Origin of the sequence: Thalassospira sp. HF15 (genome assembly GCF_011806525.1) — a bacterium.
In the GTDB taxonomy this organism is placed as follows: Bacteria; Pseudomonadota; Alphaproteobacteria; order Rhodospirillales; family Thalassospiraceae; genus Thalassospira.
Genome location: NZ_JAAVKI010000001.1, coordinates 551,332 through 564,491, shown reverse-complemented (window position 1 = coordinate 564,491; position 13,160 = coordinate 551,332). Strand labels below are relative to the sequence as shown.

Here is a 13,160-nt window from a genome sequence, read left to right as displayed (position 1 = left end):
GCAAACGGGCAGCTCCGTGATGGGGCTGCCCGTTTTGAGTTGCTGCTTTTGATTCTTATTGCCCGACGACGATGCCTTCGCGGCGGCGATCTGCAGCACCAATCAAGCTGTCTTCGGTCACCATGATAGTGTGAATGCCGGAATTAAGGTCGCGAATGCTGACATTGAAGCCCATTGCTTCAAGCGCCGTGGCAAGGTTTTCGGCATCTGTTCCGGCCTCAAGGTCAAACGTGCCAAATCGATTGACCAGATGCGGCATATTAGCGGCTTCTTGCGGAGACATGTTCCAGTCGATCATGCCGATAAGCGATTGGGCAACATAGCCGATGATCCTCGAACCACCCGGTGAGCCGGTAACAATTACGGGTTTGTCGTTTTTCATCACGATGGTTGGCGCCATGGATGAGCGCGGACGTTTGCCCGGCGCCAAGGCATTGGCGATGGGTACGCCATCGGAATGGGTGCGGAACGAAAAATCGGTCAGCTCGTTATTGAGCATAAAGCCATTCACCATCAGGCGAGAACCGAAGCCGTTTTCGATGGTGGTGGTCATGGAAACGGCATTGCCATAGATATCAACAATCGAGAAATGGCTGGTGCTTGGGAGCTCGATTGCTTCGTCATCGGCCAATTTCATGGCGTGGCTAAAGCTTGGCGTGCCCGGTTCGACTTTTTCAAGGGCCGTGTCCCGGTCAAGCAGCTTGGATCGTTCCGCCAGATAGGTCTTGTCGAGCAGTCCGTTCAATGGCATCGGGACAAAATCAATATCGGCCATATAACGCCCACGATCGGCAAATGCCAAACGCGATGCATCGCCAATCAAACGCCAGCTTTGCGCCGCACTGGGCCCCATTTCAGCAATATCATAGGGTTCCAGCAGGCCGAGTATCTGCCCAACAGTAAGTGCACCCGAAGACGGTGGCCCCATGCCACACACATCATGTTCGCGATACTCCACGCAAACGGTTGGTCGTTCCTTGACTTGATAATTGGCGAAATCAGCAAGGGACAGAACCCCGGGGTTCCAACTGGCACCTTTGACCTTGGCAACAATATCTTCGGCGATTGGACCCTGATAGAAATTCACAATCCCGTTGGTCGCCAGATCTTGCAGGGTTTTGGCATATTTCGGGTTCTTAAGGACGGTACCCGCGGTTAATGGCGCGCCATCCTTGTCAAAGAAATATTCCCTGGCCTCGGGGTCGCGCGACAGTTTCTCCTGATCATTGGCGATGAGTGCAGCAAGACGCGGTGAAACTTTAAAGCCGGTTTTGGCGACATCAATTGCTGGATCAAACAGCGCCTTCCATGGAAGCTGCCCCCATTTTTCGTGAGCATCCTTCATCAGGGCAGGGGTGCCCGGCGTTCCGACCGATCTGCCGCCGACAACAGCATCATAGAATTTAAGCGGTTCACCGTTTTCATCTTGAAACAGTGTTGGTGTTGCGTTCAGTGGCGCCGTTTCGCGGCCATCTAGGGTGGTCAGTTTTCCGGTGGTTGCGTTGAAGTAAACCAGAAAGGCGCCACCCCCAAGACCGGATGATTGTGGCTCAACGAGACCGAGCATGGTTTGAATGGCGACCATGGCATCAATGGCATTGCCACCGGAACGCAGGATATTGGCACCGGCCTGGACCGCAAGCGGGTTGGCAGCACTGACCATCCAGTCGTTTGCGATAAGTGAACCATGCGTTTTGTCAGATGAACTGGCAGTACTTGCCTCAGGCGCAATGGCATCAGTTGTTTGCTGAGCAGAAGATCCTTGGATAAGAACGGTAGAAAAGAGTCCTGCTGCGACAACGGCTTTGAGGACTCCACCAAAGACGGGAGCATTGTGGGGCATGTTCCAGACCTTTCTGCTTTGCTTGTCGGGTTGCGTAAAAGAGAACACCCGCATCGTGGCAGATGCGGGTGCAAATGTGCAGCAAAAATCTATTGTTCGGTTACTCAGGCAGCGGTCTTGTTTCCCTTGCTGCGTTGCTGGCTGACAAGCTTGACCTGCAGCCATTCCAGTATGGTCTCCGCGACCTGTTCCCAGTTTTTATCAAGCATCATGGCGTGATGGATGTCTTCGATCAGCGCGTAATCCGCGCCATAGCGCTTGGCGGTGTGGTGGATCAGCTCGCTTTGAATGATCTCATCATAACGCCCGCCCATGACCAGCATCGACGGCACTTCATCCTTGGTCAGGAAAATCGGGTTTGCCCCCATCATGTCAGCGATTGCACGCTGGCTTTCTGTTTCAAGGCGTCCGAAATAGATCATGCCTTCGTCTTCGGCGATATCGGGGGATAGCATCGCGCGTCCAAGTCGTTCACGGAGCATGGTGTGCGGTCCGATGGCCTGAAGCCAGCACATCTGGAAAAAAAGATCAGGTTGGGCCATCGCCATCATGGCGTTGCTGGCAATCAGGCCTTCAGGCGGTACCGACGCCATCAATATGGCGGCTTCTGCACTGTGATGTTCAAGATATTTCTGAACGATATAGCCCCCCATGGAATGACCAATCAGAACGGGCTTCTTGCCAAGAGTTTCGACAACGTCCTCAAGATCCTCGACGTAATCGTCAATCGAGGCGAGGCTGCGCAGTTCACGGCCACCACTTCCGCCATGCCCGCGCAATGAGAATGCAACGGCTTCAAAGCCGCGATCGGCAAACCAGGCCAGAAAGTGCTCGTTCCAGCACCACGCCCCGGTATAGGCACCGTGGACGAAAACAAGTGGGTGTTTACTTTTGGGCTTGCAGGTCGGGCTACGACGGAAAATCTCCAATTCGGTACTCATGGCTTGGCTCCTCGCGATGCGGGATAAATGCAAATAGTCGCCTTGATCGAACAGGTTTCACTCATGTTCGCATATGCAGCATAATTCTGTCTATTCACAAGTGGGAATAATACTTTGGACCGGCAATGATTGTCAGTCCGAAGTTGTTTGCTTATGATTGCGATAGGGACAGTAAAAAGATGTTCGGGGACGCATAAAATTCCGCGTTCGGACAAGAACAACACGGTAGTGAAAAGCTTGGGGGATATGGTTAAATTATCAGTGGTCGGCATTTTCGCGGATCTCAGTGAGAGCGCGATTGCAGATGTCGAACGCCACGTTAACCGAAAGACATTTTCGGCCGGGGCGCAAATTATTGAACCGGAATCTGACAGTTCAGACGTTTATCTGATTCTCTCAGGCCGTGTTCGGATCGTCAATTATTCGCTTTCCGGGCGTGAGATCACGCTGGAAGAAATCGGGGCCGGCGGATGTGTCGGGCAACTATCCGCAATTGACGGAGAACCCCGTTCTGCCTGTGTAATTGCGGTCGATGATACGAATGTCGGTATTCTAAGCCCTGCAAACTTCGAAAAAGTTGTCAAAAACCACCCGTCGGTGGCCTGGAACGTGATTGGGGAACTCGCCCGGATCGTGCGGAACTCTACCCGACGCATCGTCGATGTCAGCACGCTGGGCGCAAACGAGCGGGTCGTCGCAGAGGTCTTGCGCCGCGCAAGAAATGTTTGTGATGATAACGGTGCAGCGCTTTTGTCACCCGTTCCTGTTCACTCCGAAGTCGCCGGGCGGGTCAGTACGTCGCGTGAGACTGTGGCCCGTGTCATGAGCACGTTGGGACGGCGCCAGTTGGTAACGAAGGTCGATAGCGGCCTGTTCGTTCCCGATGTGCGCAGACTTGAGGAGTTCCTCAGTGAGTCAATCCACTAGGACGTAATTGTATGATTTTTTTACTTTAATGTGATGGCTGTCACAGAGGTAGAAGCGATCGGAAGGTAAAGATATGTGTGTGGCGGACATTTCGATGATCCGGCACATCTCCCCCAAGAGAGTTACTGGCCGTACATTTATTGTACGGCCATTTTTTTGCGTTTTCGCATGGCGCACCATCCATTGGCTGTCTAAGGTACTTGAAACAATTGCTTCGTTTCAAAACAGGGAACCAATGATGCGCATATCTGTTGTTATGGCCGGACTGAATGGCGCAATGGCCGTCGCATTGGGTGCATTTGCTGCCCATGGCATGTCGGGCAGCGATATGGACTACGCGCGCAGCCTCGTTGAAAAAGGTGCCCATTACCAATTGGTCCATGCTGTTGCCTTGGCCGCTATAGCTGCTTTGGTCCATCATGTGCCGGACGAGAAGTTTTTGCGTATGGCAGCCTATGCGATGCTTGTCGGCATCCTGTTCTTCTGCGGGTCTTTGTATGCCATAGCCTTTAGCGGTATTTCCGCGCTAGGGGCGGTTGCACCGATCGGCGGGTTTGCTTTCATCGGTGGATGGTTGCTGTTGGCAGCGGCCGGATATCGTCGCTTTGGCTAATACCTGACGTCACCCGGATTTCGGGGGCAGCCAGAGTTTGGCAGAAACAAAAAAAGACGTGTCCCGAAAGACACGTCTTTTTTTGATCTTTGTAAGCAGTTCCGAAGAACTGGATTACTTCATTTTCGCTTCTTTGAACACGACGTGCTTACGCACGACCGGGTCGTACTTGCGAAACTGGAATTTCTCGGTGGTATTCCGCGGGTTCTTCTTAACAACATAGAAGTAACCGGTGTCTGCGGTGCTTACCAACTTTACGAGGATCGAAGCGGGCTTCGCCATGTCTCTGCATCCTGTGTTCAGGTGTATCTCAGGCGGCGGAACATAAAGGTTATCGGCAGAGTGTCAAGCCATTTTGGCAAAAAAGAATGCAAATTTATTGGCTGGGAAATGTATCGGCGATTTCCTCTTGCCCGGCATAGGCCAGATTCTTGTATTCACGGCGATTTTTCAGCAATTCCAAGGCCACGTCGACGTCGAATGCTTCGCCGTTCGTGCTGGCCGGGCAGACATTCCGAAGCTCGCGACGGGATTTTTCATCCTGATAATCAAGATTGCGCCACTTCATCATCACCGAGGCGATTTTATCGCGTTGTGAAAGGGCGTGGGCAACCTGATGTATTGCGGTGTTGCCCGCATCAGTCTGCGTGCAGATGGCCGGGAAAAGACCGATTCTATCAAACGTGTAGCCCGAAGGGGCGGTCATGCGTGACCAGGTAAATGTTAGAGTGCCATGATTGGGCAGATCGTTGATCGCCTGAACCGATCCTTTGCCAAAGCTTGTAGAGCCGATCAGAACAGCACGATGGCGGTCCTGAAGGGCTGCGGCAACCAGTTCGGCAGACGATGCTGTGCGCCCGTCAATCAGGACGACAAGCGGTGCTCCGGCTGTCAGGTCGCCGGTTTCGGCCTTGAAGATATGCCGTGCTGCTGTCACGCGCGAGAACGTCTTGCCAATCGGGCCGTCTTCCAGAAACAGGTCGGCAACGGCAACACCTTGTTGCAAGAGGCCGCCACGGTTTCCTCGAAGATCAAGAATGACCCCGTTAAGGCCACCGTCATAAAGTTTGGCCTTCATGATGTTATCAGCAAGGGTCGAGGCGGTCGCAGAGTTGAAGCTGCTAAGTCGTGCGATCAAAATGTTATCGCGAATTTCGGCAAAGACGGTCCGGTCAATAACGCGTTCACGCAGGATTTCCATCGGAGTAATGGCTGCGCTGTTTGCCGAGTTCACCTCGATCAGGACAGAACTTCCTTCTTCACCATGCAGGAGGTCGGCAGTGTATCGGCTGGCTTTGCCATACATGTCCTGGCCATTGATGGTCAAAATCTGATCGCCTGGGTTAAGGCCCGCGCGGGCGGCCGGGCTTTCGGCATGAACAAGTTTGACGATGGGATATCCGGTGCCGCCAACCACCCTGACCCCGATGCCGATATAGCCATCGCGGCGGTTGCGCGCATTCTCGGCGCGTTCCGGACCTTCATAACGGCTGTAGCGGTCCAGATTACGGATCGCGCCACTGATAAGTGCGGACTCGATGTCCTTTGTCGACGCGCTGCGCAGTTCGGACGAATGCATCCGGTAGCTTGCCAAGCCATGAAGCGTGATTTCTGCCCATACCTGCAGGTTTTCGTGCTCATTTGCATCGCCAGACATGGCGGGCAAGGCAATGCGATCTACCGTGCGCCCATCATATTGCAGGACGAGATCAGATGGCGTGATGTCCACACGGATGGCATCATCGACCGTGGAAAGGCCATCAAGTGTGTTGACCAAAATCTGTTCGCGGCTGATCGGGTCGATATAACGTGTTGCAACCAGTTCGATGGTTTGGGAAATCAACTCGTGGGTCCGCGGGTCGTCGGGGGAGCTTACACCAACATGTTTCGAACTTTCACAGGCCGTAAGTAAAACAGACATTCCGACTGCCGCACAGATGCGTTTCAAACGCTGCGTTCCGCTGTCGTTGATGTCATGTTTGTTCTGTGAAGTTTCCGGTGTGGCCAACTAAACAATCCGTTTAATTCAGGTTGGGTAACCCACGCATTCTAATGGAAAAATTGGCGTTTGGCCAATGTCTATCCTTTGATCCGCATGGCCCATTGTGTGCCCAGTACGGCCCCTTTGATAAAGGGCAGGAATCCAAGACATAATGCGACAGTAGCCGGAAGCCAGATTGAAAGCTGCAAGGCCAGCGACGGACTGAAATTCTGTTCCATGGCAAGCGCGCCCGGCACCACAATGTGTCCGACCAGAAAGATCGTGAAATAAGGCGGGGCATCATCGCAGCGATATTCCCCGATCGGGTGGCTGCAGACCTCACATTCCGGACGAAGTTTCAGATAGCCCCCAAAGGCAAAACCATGTCCGCAATTTGGACATTTGCGACGAAAACCGCGGCGAAGACCGGTCATAATACGGCTGCCACTTTGATTTTGAGTGGCATCATTTGTTTCGGGGGATAGATCGTGTGGGGCATTCATGGTCAAAACTTAACTCCTGTCACATCTCAGCGCGCACTTGATCCAGGTGACGAAAACGGGCATTGAGACGGTAAGCCATCATCATGATGTTCGATCGCGCAAGCAAGTAAAATCGACCTGCCTTATTCGCCTTTAGGGCGCGTTAAAGGTCACGTTTGCTTGATCGGCCAGTTGCCAAAGGAGTGCCCAATGGGAAATGCGGACGCAGTCGTTGCCGGTCTGAAACAGGATTTCATTGAGGACACACTGGAACGTATTGATCGTATTGAGACAACAATTGATCGCGTTGCCGGGGGGATGGACGAAGCTGAACCCGGCATTGCCGAACTTCGGCGCGAAGCCCATACCGTGAAAGGCTTGGCTGGATCGTTCGGGTTTCCATTGGTCGGGGCGATTGCGCACAGGCTTGAGGACTATATCGCCGATCTGACCAAGATTGATGATCTTGAAGCCGCATCACTGGTTGATTTCACCAGCTGGATTCGCGAGATCATCGAAAGTGGCACCAACCCGCAGGCAGAGGAAGAAACCCGCATCCTGCGTTCCTTGCCAACTCGTAGCGCCAAAGCCGACGAAAAAGACGCAAAGTCTGATGTAGCGGTCGCACAGGACAAGGAAGTTCTTCTCGTCACGGCAACAGCCGTTCAGGGCCATTTCCTGCAGCGGGAGCTGCGCGAGAAAGGTTTTCGCACCATCACCGCCAGATCAGCTGTTGAGGCCTTTCAGACAGTCGTACAGTCGCGTCCCGATGCCGTCATTACCGCTGCGGTCCTGGACGGGTTGAGCGGTATTGAGCTGATCCGGGCATTGGCGGCGATGAAGACGTTGGCGGATAAGAAACTTGGCCTGTTGACAAGTTTCGAGGCCTCTCACCCCGATCTGGAAGGGTTGCCGGCAAACGTCGCCATTATCAGCAACCGTGGTAAACAGACCTCAGAGCAACTTTCGAAGTTTGTTGAAACCATGCTTTGAGTTTCAGTGAGCTCCCAAAGGCGCAAACAAAAAAGGCGGTCCAAAACGGACCGCCTTTTTTTGTTTTCGCTATGAGCCGGATTATTCCGGTTTGGAACCGTTCTTGGCCGCATTGCGCGATGCCCGGTTCGATGCCACCAGCTTGCGTTGCTTTTTCGGTGTGGTCTTTTTCTTGCCACCGGCTTTGGCACCTTTGCCCTTCGATTTGGTGGCAGAACTACCACCGGGACCGGTGCCATCGCGCGAACTGGATCGGAAGCCTGGCTTGTTACCATGACGGTGACTGCGATCCCCGGGACTGCCACGCCGTTTGCCGGACCCACGACGCCCGCGTGGACGTTCAATCAGGTCGCGTTCGGTAATATCGGCATGTTCTGCCAGACGCAGGGCCAACGAACCCGTGGCAGCATCGGCATCAGCGATCCGAACGACAACCGAATCACCCAATTGGAACTTTTTGCCACGGTTCTGACCAACAAGCGCATGGCTTGCGGGGTCGTGAACGTAATAATCATCGGGCAGGGTGGAAATAGGCACCAGACCGTCCGCACCGGTTTCGTTCAGTGATATGAACAGACCGAAATGCGTAACCCCGGAAATCTTGCCGGGGAATTCGGCCCCGACCTTGTCAGACATATAGGCGGCAACATAACGGTCGACCGCATCGCGTTCGGCCATGGCCGCGCGGCGTTCGGTGCCTGATATGTCCTCGCCAATCTGTTCGAACCGTTCGCCTTCTTCGGGCGTGAGGCCGCCTTCACCAAGCTTGAGGCCTGCGATCAGAGCGCGATGAACCAGAAGGTCGGCATACCGTCGGATCGGAGAGGTGAAATGAGCATATTTCTTAAGTGCCAAGCCAAAGTGCCCAATATTGTCAGGGCTGTACATTGCCTGTGACTGGCTGCGTAAGACGACCGTGTTGATCAGTTCGGCTTCCGGCGTGTCCTTGGCGAGTTCAAGGATACGGTTGAAATCACGCGGTTTCAGGACCGATGCCTTGTTTAGCTTGTAGCCAGCGCCTTCAAGGAATTCGTGCAAAGCTTCCAGCTTTTCCTCGCTCGGTGCATCGTGAATACGATACATGCAGGGCTGCTTGATGCGTTCAAGTTCCTCGGCGGCGCACACATTGGCCGCAATCATGAATTCTTCGATCAGCTTGTGGCTGTCAAAGCGGGCACGCGGTGCAATGGCAATGATCTGCCCCTGATCATTAAGCTCGATCTTGCGTTCGGGCACATCAAGTTCAAGGACACCACGTTTCTTGCGTGCTTCAAGGAATGCATGAAAGGCGCCGTAAAGCGGCTTGATGATGGTGTCTACCAGCGGACCGGTGGTGTCGTCTGGCTGGCCGTCCATTGCGCGCTGAACCTGATCATAGGTCAGGCGGGCAGCAGACTTCATCATCCCGCGGCAGAACTTATGACGCAGTTTGTGACCATGCTTGTCGAGCCACATCTCAACCGCCATGCAGCCGCGATCTTCATGCGGGACAAGCGAACACCAGCCGTTCGAAAGCTCAAACGGCAACATTGGCACCACGCGATCCGGAAAATAACAGCTGTTGCCGCGTTTAACGGCTTCGCGGTCCAATGCGTCGCCGGGGCGCACATACCAGGACACGTCGGCAATCGCGACCATGATGTGCCAGCCGCCCTCGTTGGCCGGGTCAGGGTCGGCTTCGGCCCAAACAGCATCGTCAAAGTCACGCGCATCCGCGCCATCGATCGTCACCAGCGGGATGTCGCGCAGATCGGTGCGCTTGCCAAGCGGTGTTGCCTTTGATTCACGGGCCTGAAGTTCAACTTCCGGCGGGAATTCAAATGGAATGCCACGTGCGTGGATTGAGACAAGGCTGATGGATTTCGGTTCGTTGATATTGCCAAGAACTTCGGTAATCCGGCCCTTGCGCAGCCCGAAATGTTTGCCCGGCAGAATTTCGGTCAGAACCAGCGCGCCACTTTCAAGATCAGGATGGTCATCAAGAGGTACTGCGATCTCGCCGCTATCCTTGCGATCTGTGGGCACAACGCGACCTTCGCGTTCGTTGGGGCGATAAAGCCCCAAGACGCGCTGTGGACCGCTGCCAAGGACGCGCATGATGCTGGCTTCGTAGGTGTGCTTGCCTGTGTAGCGCAGTTTGGCGAGAATCTTGTCACCAATGCCCGGCGCACTCGGGCCGCCGCGGCGAATTGATTTCACCACAATCAGTGGCGGGTCATAGTCGTGCTTCCAGACGTTCGGCTTGGCCAGAACTTCGCCGTCATCATCAATGCCGGTGATTTCCAGAACTTCAACCGGAGGCAGGCGGTCGGGCTTGTCAAAACGCCGGCGGTTGCCCTTGACGACATCGCCGCCAATTTTCAGCTCTTTCAGGGTCTTTTTAAGCTCGATCTTGGCTGCGCCCTTGATGTTAAAGGCGCGCGCAATTTCACGCTTGCCGACCGGTGTCGGGCTCATATCGATGAATTCGATAATCTCTTCCTTGGTGGGGAAGTGTTTTTTGTCTTCTGTGTCGTTCGCCAACGTTGCGGCGTCCTTTCATGGGTATTCGACCGAAAAAGGAAGGCGGCGATTAATTCGCCGCCGCCTTTTTGGTTGTTGTTTTTTTCGCTGCGGTTTTCTTTGCCGCCGGTTTCTTCTTTGCGGGGGCCTTTTTCGCCGCTGTCTTCTTGGTTGCCGTTTTCTTTGTCGTGGCTTTGGATGTTTTGCCCGACTTGGCTTCCTTTTCCTTGATCGCCTTGATGGCCATCTCAAGCGTTATGTCGTCACGTTCGACATCGCGAATATTGGCAATCGTTTTCTTGTGTTTGACGAACGGACCCCAACGACCGACGGCGACAAAGATAGGCTCGTTGTCATCAGGATGTTTGCCGATTTCCTTGCCAGCCTTTTCGCGCTTGTCGGCAATCAGGGTAATGGCACGGTTTTCACCAATGGTCAGAACATCATCGTCTGCTTTGAGCGATGCAAAGATGCTGCCCGCCTGAACATAGGGGCCAAAGCGGCCAATATTGGCTTTCATTTCCTCGCCGGTTTCCGGGTAAACCCCGACAACGCGCGGCAAGGTCAGAAGCTCTTCGGCTTTGCTCAGGTCGACAACAGACGGTTCGAGGCCTTTGGGAAGTGACGTGCGCTTCGGCTTTACCTTTTTGGGCTTGCCGTTCTTGCCTTCGACTTCCTCTTCCTCGCCAAGCTGGACATAAACGCCGTAAGGTCCTTTGCGAAGGGTGATTTCCTTGCCGGTTTCCTTATCGATACCCAAAACCTTCGGTCCGGCATCGAGTTCGGAATCCGATCCGTTTTCATTGGCGACGAGCGGACGGGTGTAGTTGCATTCCGGATAGTTCGAACAGCCAAGGAATGCGCCAAACTTGCCCAGTTTGAGGCTAAGCTGTCCGTCATCGCATTTCGGACATTTGTGCGGGTCAGTGCCGTCTTCGCGCGTCGGGAACAGATAGTTTTCCAGCATCACCTGAAGTGCATCGAGCACATCGGTGATTTTCAGTTCCTTGGCTTCGTCGACATTGCCCTTGAACGATTTCCAGAAATCCTTGAGAACCTCTTTCCAGGCCAGTTTGCCCATCGAGATTTCATCAAGCTGGTTTTCCAGGTCAGCTGTGAAGTTGTACTGAACGTAACGTTCAAAGAACTTCGACAGGAAGGCCGTGACCAGACGTCCACGGTCCTGTGCAACGAAACGGCGTCGTTCCAAAAGCACATAGTTTCGATCCTGCAGGACCGAAATGATTGATGCGTAGGTCGATGGGCGGCCAATGCCAAGCTCTTCCATCTTCTTGACCAGGCTCGCCTCGGTATAGCGGGGCGGGGGCTGGGTGAAGTGCTGGTCAATGCTGACTTTGCCAAGATCAGGCTTCTGGCCTTCCTTCAGGGGCGGCAGACGACGATCCTTTTCATCATCAGAATCGTCATCCTTGCCTTCCTGATAGAGTTTCAGAAAGCCGTCAAATTTCACAACAGAGCCATTGGCACGCAGAACCACATGATTGTCATTCGATGACAGATCGACAGCCACCTGATCAAAGCGGGCGTCTTCCATCTGACAGGCGACAGTTCGCTTCCAGATCAGGGTGTAAAGCGCCAGCTGATCCTTGTCGAGATGACGCGAAACCTGATCCGGGCGACGGAAGAGGTCGGTCGGACGGACGGCTTCGTGGGCTTCCTGTGCATTCTTTGCCTTGTTGGCAAAGCTGCGCGCGTTGGCCGGAAGGTACTCGTCCCCATAATCCTTGCCAATCAAACGGCGCGCGGCCGCCAGTGCTTCCTGCGACAGAACCACGGCATCGGTACGCATATAAGTGATCAGACCAACCGTTTCGCCACCGATATCGACACCTTCATACAGACGCTGGGCCAGCTGCATCGTGCGTTTCGCCCCAAAGCCAAGCTTACGCGATGCTTCCTGTTGCAGAGTGGACGTCGTGAAAGGCGGCTGCGGACGACGTTTGACGTCTTTGCGCTCAACCTTTGAAACGGTGTAACTACGGCTTTCGACCTTTTCCTTGGCGACTTTGGCGGCGTCTTCATCGCCAAGCGCAAGCTTATCAAGCTTTTCGCCATTGAGATGGGTTAGGCGTGCCGAAAATTTCCCTTCCGGCACGGCAAACCCGGCTTCAAGTGACCAGTATTCGTCAGGTTTGAAGGCCTCAATCTCAATTTCGCGTTCGCAGATCAGGCGCAGTGCCACCGACTGTACGCGACCGGCAGAGCGTGAACCGGGCAGTTTGCGCCACAGAACCGGGGATAGGTTGAACCCGACCAGATAATCAAGGGCTCGGCGTGCCAGATAGGCATCCACCAGTTCCTGATTAAGTTCGCGCGGATTGGCAATCGCTTCGGTGACGGCCTTCTTGGTAATCTCGTGGAACACGACGCGATGGACATCGCGACCGCGGAGCAGTTTTTTCTGCTCGAGAACTTCAAGAATGTGCCAGGAAATGGCTTCTCCTTCGCGATCCGGGTCAGTCGCGAGGTAGATGGTGTCGGAATCGCGCGCTGCCGATGCAATTTCGCGAATCTGCTTTTCCGACCGACCATCTGTTTCCCAGACCATCGAAAAGTCGTTGTCGGTATCGACTGAGCCATCCTTGGACGGCAGATCGCGGATATGACCAAATGAGGCCAACACCTTATAGTCGTCACCGAGATATTTGTTGATCGTCTTGGCTTTGGCCGGGGATTCGACGATGACAAGATTCATTACGTTTTTCGTGTCCGGTTCTTGGCCCGAAGGCGTTCATTATGCTGTGTGGTCCATAATCTGAAGGTCTGCACACATATATTATAGTGTGTGGGTGTTTTTCAGATCAAATTGCGCAAATTGCGGCAAATCACAACAATATTTGTCACATCCGACTTCGAC

10 protein-coding genes are annotated in these 13,160 nt (G+C 54.0%); 3 read left to right on the top strand and 7 right to left on the bottom strand.

What is annotated here, in order from left to right; all coding sequences use genetic code 11:
- Positions 1 to 55: 55 nt before the first annotated feature.
- On the bottom strand, positions 56 to 1,663 hold the full coding sequence (gene ggt, locus HED22_RS02595; RefSeq protein ID WP_254869683.1) for a gamma-glutamyltransferase: 1,608 nt from the start codon (positions 1,661 to 1,663) through the stop codon (positions 56 to 58).
- A gap of 284 nt (positions 1,664 to 1,947) precedes the next feature.
- Positions 1,948 to 2,784 carry an alpha/beta hydrolase gene (locus tag HED22_RS02590; protein WP_167718549.1) on the bottom strand — a complete coding sequence of 279 codons (837 nt, stop codon included), beginning with the start codon at positions 2,782 to 2,784 and terminating at the stop codon, positions 1,948 to 1,950.
- A gap of 246 nt (positions 2,785 to 3,030) precedes the next feature.
- Here HED22_RS02590 and HED22_RS02585 point away from each other — a divergent pair, with 246 nt between their 5' ends.
- A complete protein-coding gene (locus tag HED22_RS02585; RefSeq protein ID WP_167718547.1) occupies positions 3,031 to 3,711 on the top strand; it encodes a Crp/Fnr family transcriptional regulator in 681 nt (226 codons plus the stop codon).
- A gap of 238 nt (positions 3,712 to 3,949) precedes the next feature.
- Positions 3,950 to 4,324, top strand: a complete 375-nt coding sequence (locus HED22_RS02580) for a DUF423 domain-containing protein (protein ID WP_167718545.1) — start codon at positions 3,950 to 3,952, stop codon at positions 4,322 to 4,324.
- A 114-nt stretch (positions 4,325 to 4,438) separates the two neighbouring features.
- Here the strand turns inward: HED22_RS02580 and rpmG are convergent, their stop codons facing one another.
- The 3 genes from rpmG to HED22_RS02565 all read right to left on the bottom strand — a co-directional run bounded on the left by rpmG (position 4,439) and on the right by HED22_RS02565 (position 6,739).
- Entirely contained in the window at positions 4,439 to 4,606 is a 168-nt protein-coding gene (rpmG, locus tag HED22_RS02575; protein WP_008890790.1) for a 50S ribosomal protein L33, read from the bottom strand.
- Positions 4,607 to 4,700: 94 nt separating this feature from the next.
- Entirely contained in the window at positions 4,701 to 6,245 is a 1,545-nt protein-coding gene (locus HED22_RS02570; protein WP_167718543.1) for a S41 family peptidase, read from the bottom strand.
- 158 nt (positions 6,246 to 6,403) lie between these two features.
- Positions 6,404 to 6,739, bottom strand: coding sequence for a DUF983 domain-containing protein (locus HED22_RS02565; protein WP_254869682.1), 336 nt, complete (start codon positions 6,737 to 6,739; stop codon positions 6,404 to 6,406).
- Positions 6,740 to 6,997: 258 nt separating this feature from the next.
- Here HED22_RS02565 and HED22_RS02560 point away from each other — a divergent pair, with 258 nt between their 5' ends.
- Complete coding sequence (locus tag HED22_RS02560; RefSeq protein ID WP_167718539.1) at positions 6,998 to 7,780, top strand: Hpt domain-containing protein; 783 nt, start codon at positions 6,998 to 7,000, stop codon at positions 7,778 to 7,780.
- Positions 7,781 to 7,861: 81 nt separating this feature from the next.
- Here HED22_RS02560 and rnr read toward each other — a convergent pair whose 3' ends face one another.
- The gene (gene rnr, locus HED22_RS02555; protein WP_167718537.1) at positions 7,862 to 10,303 is read right to left on the bottom strand and encodes a ribonuclease R; all 2,442 of its coding nucleotides are present in this window, start codon (positions 10,301 to 10,303) and stop codon (positions 7,862 to 7,864) included.
- Positions 10,304 to 10,352: 49 nt separating this feature from the next.
- Positions 10,353 to 12,998, bottom strand: coding sequence for a type I DNA topoisomerase (gene topA / locus HED22_RS02550; RefSeq protein ID WP_167718535.1), 2,646 nt, complete (start codon positions 12,996 to 12,998; stop codon positions 10,353 to 10,355).
- Positions 12,999 to 13,160: the final 162 nt, after the last annotated feature.